This is a genomic window from Streptomyces sp. NPDC059649 (assembly GCF_042734445.1).
In the GTDB taxonomy this organism is placed as follows: Bacteria; Actinomycetota; Actinomycetes; order Streptomycetales; family Streptomycetaceae; genus Streptomyces.
Genome location: NZ_JBHWDV010000031.1, coordinates 63,966 through 85,800 on the forward strand (window position 1 = coordinate 63,966; position 21,835 = coordinate 85,800).

At 72.1% G+C, this 21,835-nt stretch carries 24 protein-coding genes, 1 tRNA gene and 1 pseudogene; 14 read left to right on the top strand and 12 right to left on the bottom strand.

Annotated features, from left to right (window positions below; genetic code table 11):
• The first annotated feature begins 3 nt into the window (after nucleotides 1–3).
• From moaC to ACFV1J_RS27240, 5 genes are all read left to right on the top strand, one after another.
• Nucleotides 4–486, top strand: coding sequence for a cyclic pyranopterin monophosphate synthase MoaC (gene moaC / locus ACFV1J_RS27220; RefSeq protein WP_385862273.1), 483 nt, complete (start codon nucleotides 4–6; stop codon nucleotides 484–486).
• Nucleotides 483–986, top strand: coding sequence for a molybdenum cofactor biosynthesis protein B (locus ACFV1J_RS27225; RefSeq protein ID WP_385862275.1), 504 nt, complete (start codon nucleotides 483–485; stop codon nucleotides 984–986). The genes moaC and ACFV1J_RS27225 overlap by 4 nt, the downstream gene beginning before the upstream one ends.
• A 14-nt stretch (nucleotides 987–1,000) precedes the next feature.
• Nucleotides 1,001–1,627, top strand: coding sequence for a GNAT family N-acetyltransferase (locus ACFV1J_RS27230; protein WP_385862276.1), 627 nt, complete (start codon nucleotides 1,001–1,003; stop codon nucleotides 1,625–1,627).
• A 151-nt stretch (nucleotides 1,628–1,778) separates the two neighbouring features.
• Entirely contained in the window at nucleotides 1,779–2,825 is a 1,047-nt protein-coding gene (locus ACFV1J_RS27235) for a hypothetical protein (protein ID WP_385862279.1), read from the top strand.
• 91 nt (nucleotides 2,826–2,916) lie between these two features.
• Nucleotides 2,917–2,989: transfer RNA gene (locus tag ACFV1J_RS27240), tRNA-Ala, on the top strand.
• Nucleotides 2,990–3,065: 76 nt separating this feature from the next.
• Here ACFV1J_RS27240 and ACFV1J_RS27245 read toward each other — a convergent pair.
• The 8 genes from ACFV1J_RS27245 to ACFV1J_RS27280 form a co-directional block, all read right to left on the bottom strand.
• Nucleotides 3,066–3,245 carry a hypothetical protein gene (locus tag ACFV1J_RS27245; protein ID WP_385862280.1) on the bottom strand — a complete coding sequence of 60 codons (180 nt, stop codon included), beginning with the start codon at nucleotides 3,243–3,245 and terminating at the stop codon, nucleotides 3,066–3,068.
• A gap of 184 nt (nucleotides 3,246–3,429) precedes the next feature.
• Nucleotides 3,430–3,960, bottom strand: coding sequence for a murein hydrolase activator EnvC family protein (locus tag ACFV1J_RS27250; protein WP_385862282.1), 531 nt, complete (start codon nucleotides 3,958–3,960; stop codon nucleotides 3,430–3,432).
• 124 nt (nucleotides 3,961–4,084) lie between these two features.
• Nucleotides 4,085–5,353 carry a glycosyltransferase gene (locus ACFV1J_RS27255; protein WP_385862284.1) on the bottom strand — a complete coding sequence of 423 codons (1,269 nt, stop codon included), beginning with the start codon at nucleotides 5,351–5,353 and terminating at the stop codon, nucleotides 4,085–4,087.
• Between the two features lie 122 nt (nucleotides 5,354–5,475).
• On the bottom strand, nucleotides 5,476–6,261 hold the full coding sequence (locus tag ACFV1J_RS27260) for a MerR family transcriptional regulator (protein WP_385862286.1): 786 nt from the start codon (nucleotides 6,259–6,261) through the stop codon (nucleotides 5,476–5,478).
• A gap of 122 nt (nucleotides 6,262–6,383) precedes the next feature.
• Nucleotides 6,384–6,779: a GntR family transcriptional regulator gene (locus ACFV1J_RS27265; protein ID WP_385862288.1), complete on the bottom strand. Its 396-nt coding sequence runs from the start codon at nucleotides 6,777–6,779 to the stop codon at nucleotides 6,384–6,386.
• 151 nt (nucleotides 6,780–6,930) lie between these two features.
• A complete protein-coding gene (locus ACFV1J_RS27270) occupies nucleotides 6,931–7,920 on the bottom strand; it encodes an ABC transporter permease subunit (RefSeq protein WP_385862290.1) in 990 nt (329 codons plus the stop codon).
• Nucleotides 7,917–8,849 (bottom strand): ABC transporter ATP-binding protein, encoded by a 933-nt coding sequence (locus ACFV1J_RS27275; RefSeq protein WP_385862292.1) that lies wholly within the window; start codon nucleotides 8,847–8,849, stop codon nucleotides 7,917–7,919. The genes ACFV1J_RS27270 and ACFV1J_RS27275 overlap by 4 nt, the downstream gene beginning before the upstream one ends.
• 124 nt (nucleotides 8,850–8,973) lie before the next feature.
• A complete protein-coding gene (locus ACFV1J_RS27280; protein WP_385862294.1) occupies nucleotides 8,974–9,492 on the bottom strand; it encodes a GNAT family N-acetyltransferase in 519 nt (172 codons plus the stop codon).
• A gap of 127 nt (nucleotides 9,493–9,619) precedes the next feature.
• Between ACFV1J_RS27280 and ACFV1J_RS27285 the strand changes: the two genes are divergently transcribed.
• The 4 genes from ACFV1J_RS27285 to ACFV1J_RS27300 all read left to right on the top strand — a co-directional run bounded on the left by ACFV1J_RS27285 (nucleotide 9,620) and on the right by ACFV1J_RS27300 (nucleotide 12,400).
• Nucleotides 9,620–10,423 (top strand): exodeoxyribonuclease III, encoded by an 804-nt coding sequence (locus ACFV1J_RS27285; RefSeq protein WP_385862296.1) that lies wholly within the window; start codon nucleotides 9,620–9,622, stop codon nucleotides 10,421–10,423.
• Nucleotides 10,424–10,784: 361 nt separating this feature from the next.
• Nucleotides 10,785–11,012: a hypothetical protein gene (locus tag ACFV1J_RS27290; protein ID WP_261950953.1), complete on the top strand. Its 228-nt coding sequence runs from the start codon at nucleotides 10,785–10,787 to the stop codon at nucleotides 11,010–11,012.
• Nucleotides 10,990–11,517: a DUF6879 family protein gene (locus ACFV1J_RS27295; protein ID WP_385862298.1), complete on the top strand. Its 528-nt coding sequence runs from the start codon at nucleotides 10,990–10,992 to the stop codon at nucleotides 11,515–11,517. Before ACFV1J_RS27290 ends, ACFV1J_RS27295 begins: the two co-directional genes overlap by 23 nt.
• A 28-nt stretch (nucleotides 11,518–11,545) precedes the next feature.
• On the top strand, nucleotides 11,546–12,400 hold the full coding sequence (locus ACFV1J_RS27300; RefSeq protein WP_385862300.1) for a helix-turn-helix domain-containing protein: 855 nt from the start codon (nucleotides 11,546–11,548) through the stop codon (nucleotides 12,398–12,400).
• 756 nt (nucleotides 12,401–13,156) lie between these two features.
• Here ACFV1J_RS27300 and ACFV1J_RS27305 read toward each other — a convergent pair.
• The 3 genes from ACFV1J_RS27305 to ACFV1J_RS27315 all read right to left on the bottom strand — a co-directional run bounded on the left by ACFV1J_RS27305 (nucleotide 13,157) and on the right by ACFV1J_RS27315 (nucleotide 15,599).
• Entirely contained in the window at nucleotides 13,157–14,068 is a 912-nt protein-coding gene (locus ACFV1J_RS27305) for a hypothetical protein (RefSeq protein WP_385862303.1), read from the bottom strand.
• Between the two features lie 73 nt (nucleotides 14,069–14,141).
• On the bottom strand, nucleotides 14,142–14,678 hold the full coding sequence (locus ACFV1J_RS27310) for a hypothetical protein (RefSeq protein ID WP_385862304.1): 537 nt from the start codon (nucleotides 14,676–14,678) through the stop codon (nucleotides 14,142–14,144).
• 99 nt (nucleotides 14,679–14,777) lie between these two features.
• Complete coding sequence (locus ACFV1J_RS27315; RefSeq protein WP_385862307.1) at nucleotides 14,778–15,599, bottom strand: MerR family transcriptional regulator; 822 nt, start codon at nucleotides 15,597–15,599, stop codon at nucleotides 14,778–14,780.
• Nucleotides 15,600–15,830: 231 nt separating this feature from the next.
• On the opposite strand from ACFV1J_RS27315, the gene ACFV1J_RS27320 reads away from it, so the two are divergent.
• The 4 genes and pseudogenes from ACFV1J_RS27320 (at nucleotide 15,831) to ACFV1J_RS27335 (ending at nucleotide 19,781) form a co-directional block, all read left to right on the top strand.
• Complete coding sequence (locus tag ACFV1J_RS27320; RefSeq protein ID WP_385862309.1) at nucleotides 15,831–17,369, top strand: flavin-containing monooxygenase; 1,539 nt, start codon at nucleotides 15,831–15,833, stop codon at nucleotides 17,367–17,369.
• Nucleotides 17,366–18,313: pseudogene (locus ACFV1J_RS27325) on the top strand (alpha/beta fold hydrolase); the annotation flags it as partial. The gene ACFV1J_RS27320 and the pseudogene ACFV1J_RS27325, both read left to right, overlap by 4 nt.
• Nucleotides 18,314–18,498: 185 nt before the next feature.
• Nucleotides 18,499–19,410, top strand: a complete 912-nt coding sequence (locus tag ACFV1J_RS27330; protein ID WP_385862313.1) for an SDR family oxidoreductase — start codon at nucleotides 18,499–18,501, stop codon at nucleotides 19,408–19,410.
• A gap of 125 nt (nucleotides 19,411–19,535) precedes the next feature.
• Entirely contained in the window at nucleotides 19,536–19,781 is a 246-nt protein-coding gene (locus ACFV1J_RS27335) for a hypothetical protein (protein WP_385862316.1), read from the top strand.
• Between the two features lie 137 nt (nucleotides 19,782–19,918).
• Here ACFV1J_RS27335 and ACFV1J_RS27340 read toward each other — a convergent pair whose 3' ends face one another.
• Entirely contained in the window at nucleotides 19,919–20,548 is a 630-nt protein-coding gene (locus tag ACFV1J_RS27340; protein WP_385862318.1) for a hypothetical protein, read from the bottom strand.
• Between the two features lie 245 nt (nucleotides 20,549–20,793).
• Between ACFV1J_RS27340 and ACFV1J_RS27345 the strand changes: the two genes are divergently transcribed.
• Nucleotides 20,794–21,807 (top strand): RICIN domain-containing protein, encoded by a 1,014-nt coding sequence (locus ACFV1J_RS27345; RefSeq protein WP_385862320.1) that lies wholly within the window; start codon nucleotides 20,794–20,796, stop codon nucleotides 21,805–21,807.
• The last annotated feature ends 28 nt before the right edge of the window (nucleotides 21,808–21,835 follow it).

Sequence of the window (21,835 nt, forward strand, 5' to 3'; positions counted from 1 at the left end):
ACGATGAGCAGCGGCCAGCAACACCTCACCCACCTCGACGCGGCGGGGGCGGCCCGGATGGTCGACGTCTCGGCCAAGGACGTCACCGCCCGCACCGCCCGCGCCCGCGGCCGGGTCCTGGTGTCACCGCAGGTCATCGAGTTGCTGCGGGGCGAGGGCATGCCCAAGGGCGACGCCCTGGCCACCGCCCGGATCGCCGGGATCATGGGCGCCAAGCGCACCCCCGAGCTGATCCCGCTCTGCCACCCGCTGGCCGTCTCCGGTGTGAAGGTGGACCTCGCCGTGACCGACGAGGCCGTGGAGATCACCGCCACCGTCAAGACCACCGACCGCACCGGCGTCGAGATGGAGGCGCTCACCGCCGTCTCCGTCGCCGCTCTCACCGTGGTGGACATGATCAAGGCGGTCGACAAGGCCGCGGTGATCTCCGACATCCGCGTCGAGGAGAAGACCGGCGGCAAGTCCGGCGACTGGAGCCGGTCATGACCACCGCCCGCGCCCTGGTCGTCACCGCCTCCAACCGCGCCGCCGCCGGCGTCTACGAGGACAAGGGCGGCCCGCTGCTCGCCGAGGGCCTGGCCGCCATGGGCTTCGAGGTCGACGGCCCCGAGGTCGTCCCCGACGGCGACCCGGTCGAGGCCGCCCTGCGCCGGGCCGTCGACTCCTCCCGGTACGCCGTCGTCCTCACCACCGGCGGCACCGGCATCTCGCCCACCGACCGCACCCCCGAGGCCACCGCCCGGGTCCTGGATTACGAGGTCCCCGGCATCCCCGAGGCGATCCGCGCCGCCGGCCGCGAGAAGGTCCCCACCGCGGCGCTCTCCCGCGGCCTCGCCGGCGTCGCCGGCACGACCCTGATCGTCAACCTCCCCGGCTCCTCCGGCGGGGTCCGCGACGGCCTCGCCGTACTGGCCGACCTGCTGCCGCACGCCGTCGACCAGATCCGGGGCGGCGACCACCCCAGACCCTCCGGGAGCACGAGCTGAACGCGCCCTGGCCCGTGGTCCTGACGGACGGTGAGATCACCCTCCGCCCCATAAAGCTGCGCGACCAACGCGCCTGGCGCGAGGTCAACCGCCGCAACCGCGACTGGCTGCGCCCCTGGGAAGCCACCATTCCGCCGCCCCCGCCCGGTCTCGTCCCGCCGCACCGGCCCACCTACCGGCAGATGGTCCGCCATCTGCGGGCGGAGGCGCACGCCGGCCGGATGCTCCCGTTCGTCGTGGAATACCAGGGCCGCCTCGTCGGCCAACTCACCGTCGCCGGCATCACCTGGGGCTCGATGTGCTCCGGCCATATCGGCTACTGGGTCGACCAGGAAGTCGCCGGTCGCGGTGTCATCCCGACCGCCGTGGCGCTCGCCGTCGACCACTGCTTCCACGCCGTCGGACTGCACCGCATCGAGGTCTGTATTCGCCCGGAGAACATCCCGAGCCGGCGGGTGGTGGAAAAGCTCGGTTTTCGCGAGGAAGGCATCCGCCCGCGCTACCTCCACATCGACGGCGCCTGGCGGGACCACGCGGTTTACGCGCTCACCGCGGAAGAAGTGCCCGAGGGCCTGCTCAACCGCTGGCGCCGGGAGAAACGCAGTAGGCCCGGCACCGCCCCCGGCACACCCCACAAATAAAATAAATGTTCGAATGCAATCCGTGATTGGCCGGATTGGGGTGGGTGCGGATCTCTACCATCACAAAAAAGTTCGAGATATCAGCCAGATCGTGCGACACACCGGCCCAATTGGCGGATGGCCCCCTGCAAACCCCTCTACCGTGTGAGTTGTGAGAAGCAGCGGCCTCATCTACGCAGTCATCGTCGGGGCCTGGGCCGCCTACTTGGTGCCGATGTGGCTCCGTAGACAGGATGAGCTCAACGAGGCCCGTCCGACCGAGCGCTTCAGCACCGCCATCCGGCTGCTGTCCGGACGCGCGGCCATGCAGCGCCGCTACGACAAGGAGCGCGGGGACTACCCCGCCGACGAGTCGGACGACGATCGGGATCCGGACGCCCCGGCCGACGAGGACGCCGGGCCCTTCGCCGACCCCGTCGCCGCCGAGGAACTTGAAGCCCCGCCCACCCGGGTGCAGCCCGCCCCGCCGCGGCCCTCGCTCGCCGAGCGGACCAAGCGCGCCAAGGTTCTCGCCCGACGCCGCCGCACCATCACCATGCTGTTCCTCGCCTTCACCACCGGCGCCATCGTCGCGGCCGTCGGCGGGACCCCTTTCCTCTGGGCGCCCGCCCTCCCCGCCCTCCTGCTGACCGCGTACATCATTTACCTGCGCGCCCAGGAGCGCCGCCGCTTCACCTTCACCATGGACCAGCGTCGCGCGGAGGCCGCGGCCCAGCGCCTGCGCGAGGGCCGCCGCCCCCGCCAGGCCGCCGACCAGCCGCCCGCCGACGAGCACCCGGCCGACGCCCGCGCCGACCACCCGGCCGACGCCGCCCCGGAAGCGCCCCGTCCGGCAGCCCCGTCCCGTCCTTCCCCCACCGCCGGCCGCCGCGCCGTCGTCGAGGAGACCGACCACGCCGAGTGGGTCGACCAGCAGCGTGAACGCGAGCGCCCGCGCCCGGCCGCCGGCAGCTGGGACCCGGTCCCGGTCCCGCTCCCCACCTACGTCACCGCCCCGGTCGCCCCGCGAGCCACCAGCCACGTCGACCTCGACGCCGAGGACGCGTGGAGCTCCGCCCGCTCCAGCGCCGCCCCCGAACGCCCCCAGCCCGACACCCCCCAGCAGGACCGCCCGACCCGCGGCCGCCGCACCCGCGGCCGCACCCCCCTCTTCGACCAGTACGAGGACGAGGACCGCCCCCGGGCCGCCAACGAGTGACCCGCGCCACAACGGCCGTTCCTCCGCTGACCAGCACCGGAAGCGATTTCCGGGCACCGCGACCGGGATGCTAGAGTTTCACTCGTCGCAAGGGCCTGTGGCGCAGCTGGTAGCGCACCTCGTTCGCAACGAGGGGGTCAGGGGTTCGAATCCCCTCAGGTCCACCGCACGTCAGAGCCCCCGCCGGGATGATCCGGTGGGGGCTTTTTCGCGTCGTACCGCAGTGAAGTACCGCATGGGTCAGCGGCGCTTCCCGGTCGCGGGCCGCCTCCGCTTCCAGGTGGCCGTCTCGTAGTTCGTCAGAAGCCGGTAGCAGTTGTCTTCCGTGTCCCATACGACTTCATAGGCGTGGCCGGACGCGGACAGGAAGCCGCCCGCCAGTATCACCGAGGTCCACGACGGGCCCACGTTGTAGGCCATCAACCACGTCCACGAGGGCTCCTGGTCGCCCTACTTGCTGCGCGGCCCCGGATCGGGAGGCGGTACAGCCCGTACGCGCTGCGCGCATCCCGCCCGACCGGTTCGATCGGGCGGGATTCTTGCATGGGGAGGGAACTGCGCCTGCGACAGGGGGAGTTCGTGGCCGTGGCCGTGGTGCCGGACGTCACATCAGGTGGATGCCGTGGCGGGCCAGGTAGGCGAGGGGGTTGATGTCGGAGCCGTAGTGGCGGCGGGTGCGGACCTCGAAGTGGAGGTGGGGGCCGGTGGCCCGGCCGGTGGCGCCGGCGTAGCCGAGGCGGGTGCGGGCGCGGACCCGCTGGCCGGGGTGGACGGTGATCCGGGAGAGGTGGCCGAAGAGCGTGTAGTGGCCGTCCCGCATCCGGACCGTGACGGCCTTGCCGTACGCGCCCGAGCGCCGGGCGAGGACGACGGTGCCGGGCCCTACGGACCTGACCTTGGCCCCGGAGCGGACCGCGAGGTCGATGCCGGTGTGGTGTCCGGCCTGCCAGGCGCCGGGTACGCCGTAGGGCGCGCTGATGCGGTAGTGGGCGGCCACCGGGTGGGCCCAGTGGCCGGCGGGGGCGGCGAGGGCGACCTGGGCCGCCGTCACGGTGACGGCGGGGCCCGCGGCCGCCAGCAGGGCGGCACGAAGGAGCGCTCTGCGAAGCGGGGTGCTTTTGCGGAACGTGGTCATAGTTGCGAGCCCATGCCCTGTGGCCGTCGGTCGCATCCCGGGACGGGGCGACGGGCCCCCGATCGGGTGGCGGGCCCCGTGAAGCGCGCCCTCGTCCCGGTCCGGGGGCCGTCGTCCCGGGGGCTCAGCCGGTGAGGCGGTCGACCGTCTTCGCGACGGCGCCGGCGCCGTCCTCCGCGGCGAGGCGGGTGGCCGCGGCGCGGGCGCGGGCGTGGCGTTCGGGACCGGTGGTGGCCTGGGTGAGGGCGTGGGCCAGGCGGGCCACGCCGGTGTCGCCGGTGAGCTGGGCGAAGGGGATCGGGGCGGTGGCGACGCCGGAGGCGGCCAGGCGGGCGGCCCAGAAGGGCTGGTCGGCGGTGACGGGGACGGGGACGGTGGGCACCCCGGCACGCAGTCCGGCCGCGGTGGTGCCCGCGCCGCAGTGGTGGACGACCGCGGCCATGTGCGGGAAGAGCAGGGCGTGTGGCACCTCGCCGATGGTGAGGACGTCGTCCGCGCCGGATGCGTGCGCGGTGGACAGGCCGGCCCAGCCGGACTGGAGGATGCCGCGGACCCCGGCGCGGCGCAGGGCCCGTACCGCCAGCTCGCCCAGGCGCTCCCCCTCGCCGCCCGCCATGCTGCCGAAGCCGAGGAAGACCGGGGGCGGGCCGGCGGCGAGGAAGTCCCGCACGGTGGGCGGGAGTTGGGCGTCGGGGGCGTGCCAGGGCCACCAGTTTCCGACCACGTCCAGGCCGGGGCGCCAGTCGGCGGGGCGGGGGAGCAGGGTCTCGCTGAAGCCGTGCAGGACGGGCCAGCCGGCCGCTTCGGCGCGGCGCCGGACCGTGGCGGGGGTGGCGGGCGGCAGGCCGAGGCGGGCGCGCAGGGTGCGGGTGGCGCCGGCGTAGAGGCGGTCGATGACGCGGAGGGAGAGGCGGCCCAGGGCGCGGTTGCCCCAGCGGCCCAGGGCGCGGCCGCCGCTGACGACGGGGGCGAAGTCGCCGGTGGGGGCCTGCGGGACGAGGAACAGGCCCAGCGACGGGATGCCGTGCGCCTCGGCGAGGTGGTGGCCGAGGGGTGCGGTGGTGGCGGAGAGCAGCAGGAGGTCGGTGTCGTCGTCGGCGGCGTCGGCCATGCCCCCGCCCAGCTCCTCGATGAAGGCGGCGGCCCGGCGCATCAGCTCGCGGCGGCCGGGCGGGGCGCCCTGCGGTGGTGCGGTGCCGTCGGCCGGGCGCCGGCCGCGCGGGTCGGCGGGCAGCCGGCGGAACGTCAGGCCGGCGGCGCGGACCAGGGGCTCGTAGGTGTCGTGGGTGGCGAGCGTGACGTCGTGGCCGGCGGCGCGGAGCCGGGCGCCGACGCCGGTGTAGGGGGCGACGTCGCCGTACGAGCCGGCGGCGGTGAGCAGGATGTTGGGCATGGGTGGGCAGCCTTCAAGGTGCGGGTGTTCGGGGGGGCGGGGATACCGAGGACGGCTGAGGGGCGCGCCCCTCAGGACGCGGCGGGGCTCAGGAGAGGCAGGCGCTCAGCAGGCGCAGGCGCTCAGGAGCCCTCGCCGTCCGGGTGGCGTACGGCGTTGGCGTGGACGGCGGTGCGCAGGTACGGGGCGAGGCCGGGCCGCTGTTCGGTGGGCGGGACGATCAGGGCGAACGCGCGGGGATCGGCGGCGAAGTCATCGGCGATCCGGCCGTGCATGGCGGTGGGGCACGGGGTGAACCAGCGGCTGATGTGCTGCCGTTGTTCCTCCGCGAGGTCCATGGCGCGCTCGCCGTCCGCGGGCTCCTCGGCGTCGAAGGCGGCGAGCAGCCGCCGGCGCCAGTCGGCGGCCTCGGCCATCAGCGTGGCCCAGTCCTCCTTGGAGTGCGCGGCGGCCCGCGCCATCGAGCGCTGGTGGCCCTCGCTGTGCTGCCACTTCAGATGGGCCTGGGTGGCGTAGGTGAGGTCGAAGGCCACCTCGCCGAAGACCTCGAACCGCTCCTGCGGGGTCAGCCCGACCCCGGTCTGCTGCACCTCCATGGCCCGCTCGGCGACCTCGACCAGCCGCTGCAGCTTGCCGATCTGCTCGTTGAGGAGCCGGTGCCGGGCGCGGAGGTGGTCGAGGGCGTTGGCCTGGGGGTCCGCCAGGATGGCGGCGATCTCCTCCAGCGGGAAGCCGAGCTCCCGGTAGAAGAGGATCTGCTGCAGCCGGGCGAGGTCGGCGTCGCTGTATTGGCGGTAGCCGGCGGGGCTGCGGTCGCTGGGGCAGAGCAGGCCGGTCTTGTCGTAGTGGTGCAGGGTGCGCACCGTGATCCCGGCGAAGCCGGAGACCTGACCGACCGAGTAGCTCATCGCAGCGCCTTTCGTCCCGTGGTGCCGTACCGCTTCAGGGTGCGGCCTGACGTGACGTGAGGGTCAAGCGGGCGGCCGGTTCCCGGGACCGGTCCGCCCCGGCCGGAGCGGACCGGCTCGGCTCAGCCGTGCGGATACCGCTCCTCCAGCAGGGAGTTCATCAGCGCCTGAACGTCCTCCCGGGCCAGCCCCTCCGCGCGGGCCCGCTCCATCCAGGCGCGCAGCTCCTCGCGCAGCCGGGCGTCCGCCGCGGACCGGGGGCGGGCGAGGGTGCGGCTGACGAACGTGCCGAGGCCGGGGCGCGGTTCGACCAGGCCCTCGCGCTCCAGCTCGCGGTAGGCCTTCAGGGTCGTGTTGGGGTTGACCTTGGTCGTCGCGGCGACCTGTGCCGCGGTCGGCAGCCGGTCGCCCTCGACGAGGATGCCCAGCCGCAGCGCCTGCTGGACCTGCTGGACGATCTGGAGGTAGGTGGCGACGCCGCTGCGGCGGTCGATGCGGAATTCCACGGCGCTCACCACCTCTCTGCTACTGCTTTCCCCCGTGCCGCCGGGACCGCCACCGCGCCCCTTCCGGGCGGCGCCGGGGCCGTGCGGCCCGACCGATTGATCATCGGGCCGCCCGTGCGGGGTGTCAAAGCGCCGCCCGTGGCGTGGCGCCGGGCCGTGCCGTTCAGAGCGGCCGCCTCCGGGTGCGCCAGACGACGAACGCCAGCACCAGGGCGGCCAGCACCACCAGGATCGCCGCGCCGATCCACTGCATTCCGGCCATCTGCTCGTAGTCGAAGTACTGGGTGACGCGGTGGACGATGCCCAGCTTGGCCCGGCAGGCACGGTCGGCCCCGCTGTCGGTGCTGACGCAGGTGCCGAAGCCGTAGAGCTTCCCGTCGGCGGTGGCGACCCAGTCGTCGAACCGGGCGGCGTCGAACGGCAGGTTCGGCCCGTCGCCGTTGTAGGGGGAGGTGACGCTGCGGACGGTACCGAGGTGGCCCCGGAACTTGTCCCACACCACGGAGGTGGCCAGGGCGACGAAGGCGGTGGCGGCCATGGCCGCCACCACCCGCTTGATCAGCATGCCCAGCGCGATACCGCAGGAGGCCAGGAAGAGGGTCCGGGCGGCCGGCACCGGGCCGGTGGCCTCGAAGGCGCCGCCGGTCAGCCAGTCCCCGCTCGCGGCCAGGCCGTGGACCGGTGTCCACACCCAGGTGAAGACGGCCGACAGCAGCGCGGAGCAGCCCACGACGACGGCCAGCGGCAGGCCGAGCGTGGCGGCGAGCCAGCGGCTGCGGCTGACCGACTGGGTGGTGACCAGCTTGAGGGTGCCCTGCTCCTGCTCGCTCGCGATCATCGGTGCGCCGAGGAAGACGCCGACGACGAGCGGCACGTACAGCAGGTACTCCATGTCGCGTGCGAAGTCCGGGCCGAAGCGGCTCTGGAACTCGGTCAGCAGCTTGTCGTCGTCCCCCGGCGCGGTGCCCTTGCCGTGCAGGAAGTCCATGACGCCGATGCGCTGGTAGAGGAAGAGCGCACAGCCGGCGAGGGTGAGCAGCAGGGCGGCGCGCAGGAACGTGCGGTGCCGGCGCCAGACCACCCAGGGCAGTCCGCGCAGCGGGCCGCGGCCCGGGGCGGCCGTGGTGGGGGCGGGGGCGGTGGTGGTCGTCATGCCGCCACCTCCCCGGAGGCGTCGAGCCGCGCTTCGCCGGCGATCAGGTCCGGTGCGCCGGGCGACCGCAGATAGGCCAGCAGTACTTCTTCCATGCTCGGCGCCAGGGCCTCCCAACTGTCGGAGAGCGGACCGCCGGGCCGGACCAGGGCGGTGAACTGCCGCCCGGTCACCCGCGATTCGACCACGGTGTGCTGCTCGCGCAGTTCCTCGGGCACCCCGTCGTCGCCGGCGGCCACCCCGGTCACGAGCAGGTGCGCGGGTATCAGGGCGTCGGTGGGCCCGGCCATCCGCAGCCGGCCCTCCGCGAGGAGCAGGAGGTAGTCACACATCTCCTCCATCTCGGAGACCAGGTGGGAGGACATCACCACGGTCGTGCCGTGCTCGGCGGCCTCGGCCATCAGCAGGCCGGACAGCTCGTGCCGGGCCAGCGGGTCGAGGTCGGCCATCGGCTCGTCGAGCAGCAGCAGATCGGGCCGCTTGCCGAAGGCCAGGGCGAAGGCGACCCGGGTGCGCTGGCCGCCGGAGAGGGTGCCGATCCGGGCGGTGAGCGGCACATCGCCGGACCGTACGACCCGTTCGGCCAGTGCCTGGTCCCAGCGCGGGTTCAGCTCGAGGCCCAGCCGCAGCATCTCGGCGACCGTGAAGCGGGCGTAGAGCGGCTTGTCCTGGGCGAGGTACGCGGTCCGCGCCATGACGGCCGGGTCGGTCACCGGGACGCCGAACAGCCGCAGCGTTCCGGTGGTCGGCGTCACCAGCCGGGTCGCGGTGCCGAGGAAGGTGCTCTTGCCGGCGCCGTTCGGCCCGACGAGGGCGCAGATACGGCCGGCGGGGAGCCGGAAGGAGCAGTCCCGCAGCGCCCAGCCGCGGCGGTACTTCTTCCCCAGGCCTACGGCCTCGATGGCCCACGGGCTCGGGTCGTCGCTCACGGATCCCCCCTTTAGCTAGTTGATTAGTGGAATGAGTATGGGAGGGGTCGCGATCACTGTCAAACGGCGGCCGTCGCGCCCCTACGGCCGTGTCACCCGGCGGGCGCGCACCTCCCGCGGCGGCTCAGCCGGCCGCCGCGCCCCCCAGCACCTTCGCCAGGCACCGGCTGTCCTCGTACGTCCGGTACAGCCCGAACTTCGCCACCGGCAGATAGCCGCTGGAGGCGTACAGCGCCAGCGCCTCGGGCTGCTTGATGCCGGTCTCCAGCACCATCCGCGACCGCCCCGCGGCCCGGGCGTCCGCCTCCAGGGCGGCCAGGATCCGCCGCGCGAGGCCCAGTCCGCGCGCCTCCGGCAGCACGAACATCCGCTTGATCTCGGCGTCCCCGACGGCGTACCCCTCGGCGGCGTCCTCCTGCACCCGCCAGCCGCCGGTGGCCAGCGGACGCTCATCCCCGTACGCGACCAGGAACGTCCCGCGCGGCGGCACGAACATCTCGGGGTCCAGCGGTGTCATGTCCCCGTCGCCGTAGCGGCGGACGTACTCCTGCTGCACCAGGGCGTCGAGCGTCACGGCGTCGGGGTGGTCGTAGCGGACCGGGCGTATCTCGACCGTGCCGGTCCGGGCGGGGCGGGTCTCCATACCGAGGAAGGGTACGGCCGGGGCGCCACGCCCGACGAGGGGCGGCGGCCGGGGCCCCCACCGGGGCGGCGGTCCGCGCCCCCGGACCTGAAGACGATCAACGCCCCGGTCTGGGTATCGTGCCCGGATGCTCACCGTGACCTCTGTGAATGTGAACGGGCTGCGCGCCGCGGCCAAGAAGGGCTTCGTCCCGTGGCTGGCGGAGACCACGGCCGATGTGCTCTGCCTGCAGGAGGTACGGGCCGAGACCGGCCAGCTGCCGGACGAGGTCCGCGAGCCGGCCGGCTGGTTCACCGTGCACGCCCCGGCCGCCGCCAAGGGCCGGGCCGGCGTCTCCCTCTACACCCGCCGCGAGCCGGACCGGGTCGGGATCGGCTTCGGCTCGTCCGAGTTCGACAGCAGCGGCCGTTACGTCGAGGCGGACCTGCCCGGCGTGACCGTCGCCAGCCTCTACCTGCCGTCCGGAGAGGTCGGCACCGAGCGCCAGGACGAGAAGGAACGCTTCATGGCGGAATTCCTGCCCTACCTCGTCGACCTGCGCAAGCGCGCCGCGGCCGACGGGCGTGAGGTCGTGGTCTGCGGCGACTGGAACATCGCCCACCAGGAGGCCGACCTCAAGAACTGGAAGGCTAACCAGAAGAAGTCCGGCTTCCTCCCCGAGGAGCGCGCCTGGCTCACCGACGTCCTCAGCGAGACCCGCGGCGGCTACGTCGATGTCGTCCGCGCCCTGCACCCCGACACCGAGGGCCCCTACTCCTGGTGGTCCTACCGCGGCCGCGCCTTCGACAACGACGCCGGCTGGCGCATCGACTACCAGCTGGCGACACCGGCCCTGGCCGAGCGCGCGGTGAAGGCGTACGTGGAGCGGGCGGCGGCGTACGACCAGCGGTGGAGCGACCATGCGCCGGTGACGGTGGTGTACGGGCAGTAGCCGGGGCGGGTCCGGAGCTACGGAAACGGCCCTCTTCGCCATCTGGTGAAGAGGGTCGTTCTGCTGCGCTCACGGGGGGCTCCGGGATCAGAGCGCGTCGTCCTTGAGGGCCGCGATGAAGGCGGAGAAGGACGTGGTGGAAAGGGAGCGGGCCGGCGCTGCGGCGCCTTGCTGTCACGGACGGGGACGATGCCGTGAGAGGCGGGGAGCGCGGAGGCCGTCCGCGGTTCTGGTGCGGAACTGCGGATGGCCCCATCACGGGAACCTTAAGCCCGTGCAAGTCCATGCAAGTCCGGTGCGCTACATGGTGAATTGAGTGCAAGCTCGTACAGATCGTCCACCGCGAACGAGGGAGGTCACCATGGCTCTGCACATGCTCGGCAAGGACCCAGAGTCGCCCGAGGGCAAGTCGCCGACCGTGTACTACGACGACCAGACCGACAACTACGTAGTACAAGGGTGGAAGGTCCTGGACGACGAGCGGCTGTCCCAGCTCGACCTCCCCTCCCACGAGACGGTTGTCGAGATCCCCAAGCGCATGATGCAGTTCTTCCCGGAGGTGAGCGGTGGTCGAGGAACCGACGTTTGAAGACCTGTTCCGACAGGCCAAGCACTCCGCCGTGCATCTGGAGATGCGGGACGGCTACATGCGATCTGACCCAAGCTTCATCTCCTGGCAGCACGATCCCGGCAGCCTCCTGTCCGAGTGGGATCCGAAGTCGCGCCCCTGGCTTGCACTGATGCAGGAGATCACCGACCGCGGGGTGGAGGTTCGTCGCGCCCGGGTCTTCTCGGAGCCGATGAGCGACTACCTTCGCTTTGAGCACTACCTCACGCCGGCCAACATTGCGGCCGGAGAACAGGTTCGGTGGCTCCCGCGCCGCAGGGCTTCGGATCTGACTCTCCCCGGCAACGACTTCTGGCTCTTCGATGACGGCCTCGTCGTGTTCCTGCACTTCACCGGCGAAGGGGAACTATCCCCCGAGGGCGATGAGGAGCGAACCACCGAGCCGTCAGTGGTGCGTCTGTGCTCCGCTGCCTTCGATTCGGTTTGGCGACGCGCGGTGCCTCATGAGGAGTACAGGCCGGTCTGAACCATCGCTCGCCCAAGGCTGAACACCTGTGTCCTCGTCGTCGCCGCCCTCCAGCGTCCAGGAGGCCAGGCAAGCGCTCGGGAAGCGCCTCCGAGAGATCCGTAAAGGCTCCGGTCTGACTGCTCGTGCCCTGGCAGCGGCGGCGGGGTGGCACGAATCGAAGAGTTCACGGCTTGAGAACGGCAGGACCTCCCCTTCCGATGAGGACATTCGGGTCTGGACCCGCATCTGCCACGCCGAGGAAGAAGCCGCGGACCTCATTGCCACAGCTCGTGGCATCGACGGCATGTACGTCGAGTGGCGCCGCCTGGAGAGCGCCGGCCTGAAACGCGTCCAGGAGTCTGTACTGCCACTGTTCGAGCGAACCGTCTGGTTCCGCTTCTACCAGTCCCAGGTCGTTCCCGGCCTGCTCCAGACGGAGGACTACACCCGAGCCATCCTCAACACGGTCGTTGCGATGAGGCAGACGCCTGACGACGTCGAAGAGGCCGTTGCCGCACGCATGAACCGTCAGCGCGTTCTGCACAGGGGAGGGCGTCGCTTCGCCTTCCTGATTGAGGAATGGGTCCTTCGCTCCATCATCGGCACACACGCCACGATGGCGGAGCAACTCGGCCACCTCATTGGGATGACCGCCGCCCCCGCTCTGAGCCTTGGTGTGATCCCCATGGGCGTTGTGCGAGGCAACGCGTGGCCTGCCGAAGCCTTCTCCATGTACGACGACAAACAGGTATCCGCAGAGCTTGTGTCCGCCGGCCTCACCGTGACGCAGCCACGCGAGGTCGCCGAGTACGCGAAGACCTTCAGCGAGCTGGCAGGTATCGCCGTCTATGGAGCCTCCGCCAGGAATCTGATCACGTCAGCAATCAACGCCCTTGGGTGAATTCATGCAAGTCCGTAGAAGTTCGTTGAGCCCCGTCGGCACGTAGCCGTTGACTGAAGCGAGATAACGCACGAGGGCAAACCGCGGGGATGCCATGACAAGTCCCATTCGGTACAGCCAACAGGCCGTGGAACTGCCCCTTGACGGATGGCTGCTAGAAGGGATTCGAGTCCCCGGCTGCAAGCAATGCGCCGCATCGGACGAGGAGCGCAGTCGGGCGTTGAAGCAGAACGATTGGCGGGCGGCCTGCGCTGCCGCTCGGGACATCCGCAGTCACCGCCAAAGCCACTGACACCGAACTCCCGCCCCGGCGGCGGAAACCTGGACAGTCGAGCAGCCGGGGCGGGTGACCCCACCGCAGGAACCCTGCGGACCCTCGGGGCGTGCCTTCGACGGTATGGCGGCGCGGCCCCTCACGGAAGAGGAGGTTGAGAGATGAGCGCTGTAGCGGTGGAGACGTTCCAGACGCGCACCCCTGATGCCGAAGGCTGGCACGGCGTCCCGTTTCGGCACCCTGCCGATATGGAGGCAGACGGCGGGAAGCACGACGGTGGCCCGATGCCCCCGGAGGCGCCCCGCGACCCGGCCCCGCAGCCCAGCGGTGGAGACAAGTAAGCCGGCCTCCTGAGACTCCCGTCCTCCCGAGATGGCGGCGGCGCCAGGCCGGTAGGGACGGGTTCCGGATGAGTCGGTCCGGGGCCGACTTTCGCAATCGTGGGAGTCGGCCCCTCAGCGGCAACAGCCGTGCCTCTCGGTTCAGGCCGGCGGAGGGACCCGTGAGGCCGTCACCACCACCGGTACCGCACGTCCCGCCGCGCGCAGGGCGTCGGCGACCATCTCCACCAGCCAGACCGCGAGGTCCGGCGACCACTCCCGGGTGGTGCAGCCGAACCGGAACGCCTCGCGCATGCCCTCGGTGTGCACCCCGCGGCCGAGATCGAGGTCCAGGCCGGGCGGGACGGCCGGGGGCCGGGCCGGTGCGGACGAGGAGATCTCCAGCGCACCGTCCGCCATCTCCCGCACCGCCTGGCGGACGGCCGCCGTATCGTCCGCGGTCGGCGCGCCCTTTCGGGGGTGGCAGGAGACCGTCACCACGACCTCGTGCCGGGCGTCCGGATCCGCCAGGGCGAACCACGGCGCCAACTCGCTCTGGTGGAACGCCGTGTTGCGCCTGGCCGCCGACAACGGCAGCAGGGCGTGCAGACCGGTGAACGTCATCGTGCCCACGCGGGCCAGCGTTTCGGCCAGCACCTGGGCGATCGGCCGGACGGGCAGGCCGGGGCGCGGCGGGTCGGTGCGAACTCCGGCCTGTAGCCAGGCCAGTTGGTGCACCCGGCCGTCCGGTGTCCAGTCGCCGCCGACCTCCTCGTGCGCCCAGGCGGTGGGCTCATGGCGGGCGGTGACCCGACCGTTCTCGGTCAGCCAGCTGGTCACGGTCTGCCAGCCGTGGGCACCGGCCCGTTCGACCGCGAGGCTGCTGAGCACCGCCTCTTCGACGGAGGACTCCTCGGGGGAGTTCTCCTCGTCGGATCCCTCCTCGGGGGAGTCCCCTTCGACGGTGTCCTCTTCGGCGGCGTCCTCTGCGGTGAAGGCTTCGACGGCGCGGTCGAACCACGGGGCGCGCCGGAGGACGCCGTGCAGGCCGATGATCACGGTGGGGGGAAACACGGGGAACACAGGCACTCCCGGAAAGACGGACGGCGCCGGAAGGGTACCTTCCAGCGCCGCCGTCAGCCGTTGATCAGGTGCCGCAGAACAGCGTCTGCGTGTCGGTGATCTTCTTGTGCGCGTCGTCGGGGTAGCCGATGATGTCCACGTCGATGACGCTGCGGAACGAGTACTTCGCGATCAGGTTCGTGCACTTCCAGGCGGCCGATGCCCGCTTGCCGCTGCCGCCGCCGGAGTAGACGGTCTTCACGCCCTTGTTGAGGGTGTACCAGTGGCCGTTGTTCTTGACCTGGAGCCAGACCGTGACCTTGGCCTTCTTCGCCGGGCCGTTCAGCCGCTTCCACCAGCCGTGCGCGTTGATGTTCCCGTGCACCGTGTGCGAGAAGTGCACCCGGTCGCCCTCGGTCACGAAGGCCCCGACGCCCCCGCCGGCCGCCAGGCCCGGGCCGTGGCCGTTGCTGTAGGTGCTGCTCGGCGGCTGCGTCGGTTCGCGGTCGTCGGCCTGTGCCGGGGCGGTTGCGGCGACGGCCAGCAGGCCGGCCAGGGCAGCGGAAGCGGCCCCCGTACGGATGCGCACGTGAATGTCCCCCTTGATGTGCGGTCGTGTCATGCCTGACGCCGCACCCAACCACGCGGTCGATCCACGGGCAATTGGCCTCTGGGACAGGGTGGGGCAACAGCCCTATTCGCTCAGTGTCGTGATGGAGCGTCAGTTGGAGTCCGCGTTTTCGTCCCGGCTCTGTTCCTTCAGCCACTGCTCCAGTTCCGCCTGGACGCGGCGGTCCATCGCCATCGAGAGTTCGGCCTCGACGACGCCCTTGGAGAGCGGCCGGAGGGCCTCGATGGTGCGGGCTATCTGCTCGACCTCCTGCGCGGTGGGCGGGTTCGTCGCCGTGGCGCGTTCGAGGATGTCGGACAGGACGTGGGTCCGGATGAGGGTGGTGAAGACGTCGGCGAGGGCGTCGGCGTGCGCGCGCACCTTGCGGCCGGCTTCCAGGACGGCGGCCAGCGGGATGCCCTTGTGGACGAGCTCGGTGGAGGCGTCCAGGAGGCGGCGGCTGATGTGCACGAACTCGTCGCCGTCGACGGCGAGATAGCCGATGTCGAGGGAGGCGGAGAGGTTCTCCGGGGTGATGTCCTCGCTGAAGTGGTCGGCGAGCTGCTCCGGGCTGAGACGGACCGGGGTCTCCTCCGACCACGGGGGGAGCAACGGCGGTCGCAGACCGAGGAGTTCGCCGACGTCGCGGCCCGACTCGAAGGCGGCGAGGAGCTCGGCGATCCCGCCGAGGGTGTGGCCGCGCTCCAGGAGGGCGCCGATGGTGCGCAGGCGGGCGAGGTGGTGCTCGTTGTACCAGGCGATCCGGCCCTCGCGGCGGGGCGGCGGGATGAGCTTGCGTTCGCGGTAGAAGCGCAGCGTGCGGACCGTGATGCCGGCCTCCTCGGCCAGCTCGGTCATGCGGAATTCGCGCGCGGGGCGGCGGTCGTCCCCGGGCTCCGCGCGGTCGTCCTTCGGCTTCTCGTTCGCTGCCACGAGGGTCAGCCTATGCCGGGGGTGTGACAGAACTCTGAGGTGCAACTGCCGGTAACTTCCTGCCGCCCGACCCCTACCGCTCGGTACGTGGCTGCCCTACGCTCCCCCTTGTGTCCAATCGTGCCAGTGATTGCTGGCGCGATTCACGGGTGGTGTGCGGAACCGCCCGTGGCCGCGGTATGCGTGGGCGGCGGGGCGGGCAGGAAGAGCGTCGGACTCGGGAGGCGGCGGATGGCCGGGCGCGAAGAGCAGCACGTGCGGGTCGCGGTGATCGGATCGGGATTCGGTGGTCTGGGGGCGGCCGTACGGCTGCGCCGCCAGGGGATCACCGACTTCGTGGTCCTGGAGCGGGCCGACTCGGTGGGCGGGACCTGGCGGGACAACAGCTATCCGGGGTGCGCGTGCGACGTGCCCTCGCACCTGTACTCGTTCTCCTTCGCGCCCAATCCGGAGTGGCCGCGGAATTTCTCCGGACAGCCCCATATCCGGGCGTACCTGGAGCGGGTGACGGACATCTTCGGGCTGCGGCCGCATATCCGCTTCCGTTCCGAGGTACGGCACCTGCGGTGGAACGGCGATGCGCTGCACTGGGAGATCGAGACGGCGAACGGGGGCCTCACCGCCGATGTGGTGGTGTCGGCCACCGGCCCGTTGTCCGACCCGAAGGTCCCGGACATTCCGGGGCTGGATTCCTTTCCGGGGAAGGTCTTCCACTCCGCGCGCTGGGACCATGACTACGAGCTGCGCGGCAAGCGCGTCGCCATGATCGGCACCGGTGCCTCGGCGATCCAGATCGTGCCCGCCATCCAGCCGGAGGTACGGCGGCTCACGCTGTTCCAGCGCACCCCGCCATGGGTGCTGCCGCGCGCCGACCGCCGGATCAGCGCCGTCGAGAAATGGCTGCACACCAAGGTCCCGGCGACCCGCGCGGCCCGCCGCCAACTGCTCTGGGGTATCCGGGAGTTGCAGGTCAGCGCGTTCACCAAGCGCCCCGACGAGCTGGGCCTGATCGAGTTCCTGGCCCGGAACCACATGAAGAGGGCGATCAAGGACCCGGCGCTGCGGGCCGCGCTGACGCCCGACTACCGCATCGGCTGCAAGCGGATCCTGCTCTCCAACGCGTACTATCCGGCGCTCGCCCGGCCGAATGTGGACCTGGTGACCTCCGGGCTCAAGGAAGTGCGCGGAAACACCCTCATCGGCGCCGACGGCAGCGAGGTCGAGGCCGACGCCATCGTCTTCGGGACCGGATTCCATGTGACGGACATGCCCATCGCCCAGCGGGTGACCGGCGCCAAGGGCACCACCCTCGCCGAGGAATGGAAGGACGGCATGGCCTCGCTGCGCGGCGCCAGTGCGGCCGGATTCCCGAATTTCCTCACCCTCATCGGGCCCAACACCGGACTCGGGAACAGCTCGATGATCCTGATGATCGAGGCCCAGCTGAATTACCTGGCCGACTACCTCCGCCAACTGGACCTGCTCGGCGGAAGGACCGCGCTGAGCGCCCGCCCCGAGGCGGTGGAGGACTGGAACCGCATGATCCAGGAGAGGATGAAGCGCACCGTGTGGAACACCGGTGGCTGCGACAGCTGGTACCTCGACGCCAACGGACGGAACACCACCGCCTGGCCCGGGACCACCGGCGAGTTCAAGCGGCTGACCCGCCAGGTCGACCTCGCCGAGTACGAGGTGCTGCGCCCGAGGACCGGCACCGCGGCCCGCCCCGTGGGCGCCTCGGCCGACGCCCGGGCGGAGGTGGCCGCATGAGCCGCCGGCCCGGACACGTCACCAGCGGCCCGTACGCGCCGCCGGTCCCGCGCACGACGACCGAGGTCACCTCGGCCGACGGCGCCCGCATCCACGCCGAGACGCACGGCCCCGAGGACGCCCCGGCCGTGGTGCTGGCCCACGGCTGGACCTGCTCCACCGCCTTCTGGGCCCCGGTCGTCCGCGACCTCGCCACCGACCACAAGGTCGTCGTCTACGACCAGCGGGGCCACGGCCGCACCCCGGCCACCGGTCCGGCGGGCTACGGCACGACGGCGCTCGCCGACGACCTGGTGGCCGTACTGGAGGCGACCCTCGGCCCGGACGAACGCGCCGTGGTGGGCGGCCACTCCATGGGCGGCATGACGATCATGGCCGCCGCCGAGCGCCCGGAACTGCGCGCCCGGGCCGCCGCCGCCATGCTGTGCAGTACGGGCTGCGCCCGGCTGCCCGCCGCATCCCAGGTGTTCCCGTTCCGCAGCGAGGGTGCCCGGCGTCTCGCGCACCGGCTGCTGCTGGGCTCCCGGGCCCCGCTCGGCCCGGTCTCGCCGCTCACCCGGCGCGCGCTGAAGTACGCCACCATGAGCCCCGAGGCCACTCCCGAGCAGGTCGAGGCGTGCGCCCGTATCGTGCACGCCTGCCCGCCGGCCGTACGGGCCCGCTGGGGGAAGGTGCTCTCCGTGCTCGAACTGACCGGTGGCGTCAGCCGGCTGGAGGTCCCGACGGTGGTGCTCGCGGGGACCGCCGACCGCCTGACCCCGCCGGTGCAGTCCCGCCGGCTGGCCTCCGTGCTCCCGGACTTCCGCGGCCTGACCGAGCTGCCGGGGAAGGGCCATATGACGCCCATCGAGGACCCCGGCGCGGTCGCCGGCCTGTTGCGGGACCTCGTCCGGGACCACCTCCGGGCCGACGGCGACCGTTCCGCGGCGACGACCGCCGGCGCCGCCGTCCCCGCCCAGAAGCCCCGGGACGCGGCGCGGAAGAACACCCGGCAGCAGGACCCGACGCAGAACGACGGGCGGAACGACGCACCGCAGAACGACGCACCGCAGAACGACGCACCGCGCAACGACGCGCAGCACCACGCGCCGCAGTCCGCGCAGAAGAAGCAGAAGAAGGAGAAGACGGCATGAGCGGGAGCAGGAGCCTGGACGGGCAGGTCGTCGTCGTGACCGGCGCGGCGCGCGGGGTCGGTGCGCTGCTGGCCCGCAAGCTGTCGGCGCGCGGCGCGACGCTGGCGCTGGTCGGACTGGAACCGGACGAGCTGGCGAAGGTGGCCGCCGCGCTGCACGGCCCGGCGCACCACTGGCACGCCGACGTCACCGACCACGAGGCGATGGCCCGGGTCGCGGCCGAGGTCAAGGACCACTTCGGCAAGGTCGACGTGGTCGTCGCCAACGCCGGGGTGGCGACCGGCGGCCCGTTCGTCGACTCCGACCCGGTCTCCTGGCGGCGGGTCATCGAGGTCAACCTCATAGGCGGTGCGGTCACCGGCCGGGCCTTCCTGCCCGTACTCATGGAGTCCCGCGGCTACTTCCTGCAGATCGCCTCGCTCGCCGCGATCACCCCGGCGCCGATGATGACCGCGTACTGCGCCTCCAAGTCGGGCGTCGAGGCGTTCGCGCACAGCCTGCGCGCCGAGGTCGGCCACAAGGGCGTACGGGTCGGGGTCGGCTATCTGAGCTGGACCGACACCGACATGGTGCGCGGCGCCGACCAGGACGACATCATGCGCGAACTGCGCTCCCGGCTGCCCTGGCCGTCGAACAAGACCTATCCGCTGGGGCCCGCCGTGGACCGGATCGTGGCGGGCATCGAACGCCGCTCCGCGCACGTCTACGGGCAGTGGTGGCTGCGCGGGATGCAGTCGCTGCGCGGATACCTGCCGTCGGTGATCGGATCGGTGGGGCAGCGGGAGATGCGGCGGTTCGGGGACCGGCTGGACGGTATGCGGGTCGGTCTGGTCGGCGCGGGCGGCGAGGCGGACGAGAAGGCCCGCGCGGGCGGTGAGGCGGACGAGAAGGCCCGCGCGGGCCGGTAGGCGGACCCCCGCCGGCCAGGGGCTTGTGACTCCCGGTAGTCGAACGTGATCGAAATGCGAGCGATGTCCGGGCGTGTCACTCTGGTCCGGGGCCCACCCCCTACGCCCCACTAGGAGTGAACAGCATGGGCATCAAGGACCAGTTCCAGGACAAGGCCAACGAGCTCAAGGACCAGGCGCAGAAGGCCATGGGCAGCGCTCGCGAAGAGGCGGACGAGCGCGGCCGGCAGGGCCAGGACCGCGCCCGTCAGCGTGGCCAGGAGGGTCGTGAGCGCGGTCAGCAGGCGCGTGAGCGCGGTCAGCAGGGCCGTCGCCCCGCCCCCGACCCGATGGACGAACTGCGCGACGAGCGGGACCGCTTCCAGAGCTGATCCGCGGTCCTGAAGGTGACGCGTGGCGGCGTACGCGCCATGCGCGCGGGGCGCACCCGGTCGACCGGGTGCGCCCCAACTGCTTCCCCCGTTGTTCCCCCGTGGTCCCCCGTGGTCCCCCGTCGTGCCCTACGAGGTCAGTTGACGACCTTGAGCCTCGTCGGCCAGCCGTAGCGCGCCGCGTTGGCGAAGAGCTTCTTGATGTCCGTCGGGGCCAGCTTGATGCAGCCCAGCGAGTAGTAGTCGCTGTCGCCGTCCCAGCGGTAGGGGCTGTCCTGGCCGGGCTTGCGGGGGCCCTGGGTGCCGTTGACGTTCATCTCGCTGTGCACGAACAGCTCGGTGCGCTTGGTCCGGTGGTTCTTGCACAGCTTGTCCTGCACCTGGATCGCATAGCCGTTGATGCCGCTGCGGCCGCCGTTGTGGTGCTTGGTGTGGTTCAGCACCCGGTAGTTGCCGGTGGGCAGCCAGCCCTGCATGCTGGCGCACTCGTTCGTGCCGTTGCGGCCGCCGTTGCCGGAGCCGGCACGGTACTTGGCGAGCACCTTGTCCTTGGCGTTCGGGATGCTCTTCACCAGCCAGAGCTTGGACTTGCTGGGGTTGCTCCAGTTCTTGTTGAAGTACAGGTACGTACCGCCGGCCGCGGCACGCCATGGCGCCTTCCCGGGCGCCGGGTGGGCGGCCAGCGCGGGGGCGGCCTCGGTGGCCGCGAGGCCGCCGGTGAGGGCGACCGCGGCCGCGAGCGGAACGATCCGGTGACGGATGCGCATCGAACATCTCCCGTTGGGTGAGCGGTAGTTGGTGGCTGTTGCGGTGTGCCCCGGCCGGGCAGAACACGACCTTGCTGGACCGGCCGGTGTCCGGCAAGGCCCTCCGGCCATCCCGGACAGGCCGCTCGCTGTCCGGGCAGGTCGGACGGGGGATGCGGCGTGTGTCCGACGGGTGACGGGCGCTTGTCCGGGACTGACCGGAGGGGGTGTTGTGGCGGTGGCCGGGCGACGGTTCAATGACCGGCATGACACGCACGGGGGGAACCGGCGGTGCGGGGCCCGCGGCGGCCCATGACGCCGCCGCACTCGTCGCACTGATGCAACGCCTCAAGGACGACAGTGAACTGACCTATCGTCAGCTGGAACAGCGGGCGGCCGAGCGCGGCGAGGTGCTCGCCCGCAGCACCCTCGCGGACGTGCTCAACCGGAAGTACCTGCCGCGGGCCGAGGTGCTCGGCGCGTTCCTGCGGGCCTGCGGCCGCACCGAGGACGAGGTCGAGGAGTGGCTCACGGCCCGGCGACGCATCGAGGAGGGCACGGCGGCCCCGCCCGCCGCCGAGCCGGAGCCGGTGCCGGACGTCGTTCCGGATCCCGAGTCCGCTCCCGAGTCCGCTCCCGAGTCCGCTGCCGAGCCCGCTTCCGCACCCCATTCCTCCGGCCCCGCCCGCCGCCCGGGCCGCCGGCGGCGGCTGCTGACCGGTGCCGCGCTGCTGGGCGCCGTACTGCTCGCCGTCGGCATCCCGCTGCTGGTCGGGGACGGCGATGCGCAGCCCGGGGCGGCGGCCGCCACCGCGTTACCCACCGGCGAGGTACGGATCCGTCCGCTGCGGGCGCCCGGACTGTGCCTGACGGACGGGCGGGTGCTGAGGGCGCACGAGTACCGCACGGTCGCGGTGGTGCGGCCCTGCGCGCAGGCGGTGCCCCCGCACACCCGGCTGACGGCGGCCGGCGGCGGCCGTCACCTCGTCCAGTGGTCACACCCGGACCACGGCACCGGCTGTCTGGTCCTGCTGCGCGCACCGGGCCTGGCCGGGCTGCTGGAGCCGCAGAACGACTGCACGGCGGACGGGCCCGCACAGCGGTTCCGGATCGAACCGGTCGACGGGCGGACCGACGGCGGCGGGCCGGCGTACCGGCTGCGGCTCCGCGACGGCGACCGGTGCGTCGGCCTCAGCGGCCGGGCGGTGGGCACCCCGGCCGTCGGCGTCCCGTGCCGCACCGACGCGGACGACCAGACCTTCCTGATCGGCCCGGGGTGAGTCGGATGCGGCCCGGGGTGAGTCAGGA

What these genes read in the sequence shown, in the direction of transcription:
- ACFV1J_RS27280 (WP_385862294.1), bottom strand. Translation starts at nt 9,492, where the DNA reads ATGGAGACCCGCCCCGCCCGGACCGGCACGGTCGAGATACGCCCGGTC.
- ACFV1J_RS27335 (WP_385862316.1), top strand. Translation starts at nt 19,536, where the DNA reads ATGGGCATCAAGGACCAGTTCCAGGACAAGGCCAACGAGCTCAAGGAC.
- ACFV1J_RS27250 (WP_385862282.1), bottom strand. Translation starts at nt 3,960, where the DNA reads ATGACCACGTTCCGCAAAAGCACCCCGCTTCGCAGAGCGCTCCTTCGT.
- ACFV1J_RS27225 (WP_385862275.1), top strand. Translation starts at nt 483, where the DNA reads ATGACCACCGCCCGCGCCCTGGTCGTCACCGCCTCCAACCGCGCCGCC.
- ACFV1J_RS27245 (WP_385862280.1), bottom strand. Translation starts at nt 3,245, where the DNA reads ATGGCCTACAACGTGGGCCCGTCGTGGACCTCGGTGATACTGGCGGGC.
- ACFV1J_RS27260 (WP_385862286.1), bottom strand. Translation starts at nt 6,261, where the DNA reads ATGAGCTACTCGGTCGGTCAGGTCTCCGGCTTCGCCGGGATCACGGTG.
- ACFV1J_RS27340 (WP_385862318.1), bottom strand. Translation starts at nt 20,548, where the DNA reads ATGCGCATCCGTCACCGGATCGTTCCGCTCGCGGCCGCGGTCGCCCTC.
- ACFV1J_RS27285 (WP_385862296.1), top strand. Translation starts at nt 9,620, where the DNA reads ATGCTCACCGTGACCTCTGTGAATGTGAACGGGCTGCGCGCCGCGGCC.
- ACFV1J_RS27330 (WP_385862313.1), top strand. Translation starts at nt 18,499, where the DNA reads ATGAGCGGGAGCAGGAGCCTGGACGGGCAGGTCGTCGTCGTGACCGGC.
- ACFV1J_RS27320 (WP_385862309.1), top strand. Translation starts at nt 15,831, where the DNA reads ATGGCCGGGCGCGAAGAGCAGCACGTGCGGGTCGCGGTGATCGGATCG.
- ACFV1J_RS27255 (WP_385862284.1), bottom strand. Translation starts at nt 5,353, where the DNA reads ATGCCCAACATCCTGCTCACCGCCGCCGGCTCGTACGGCGACGTCGCC.
- ACFV1J_RS27290 (WP_261950953.1), top strand. Translation starts at nt 10,785, where the DNA reads ATGGCTCTGCACATGCTCGGCAAGGACCCAGAGTCGCCCGAGGGCAAG.
- moaC (WP_385862273.1), top strand. Translation starts at nt 4, where the DNA reads ATGAGCAGCGGCCAGCAACACCTCACCCACCTCGACGCGGCGGGGGCG.
- ACFV1J_RS27270 (WP_385862290.1), bottom strand. Translation starts at nt 7,920, where the DNA reads ATGACGACCACCACCGCCCCCGCCCCCACCACGGCCGCCCCGGGCCGC.
- ACFV1J_RS27310 (WP_385862304.1), bottom strand. Translation starts at nt 14,678, where the DNA reads ATGACACGACCGCACATCAAGGGGGACATTCACGTGCGCATCCGTACG.
- ACFV1J_RS27345 (WP_385862320.1), top strand. Translation starts at nt 20,794, where the DNA reads ATGACACGCACGGGGGGAACCGGCGGTGCGGGGCCCGCGGCGGCCCAT.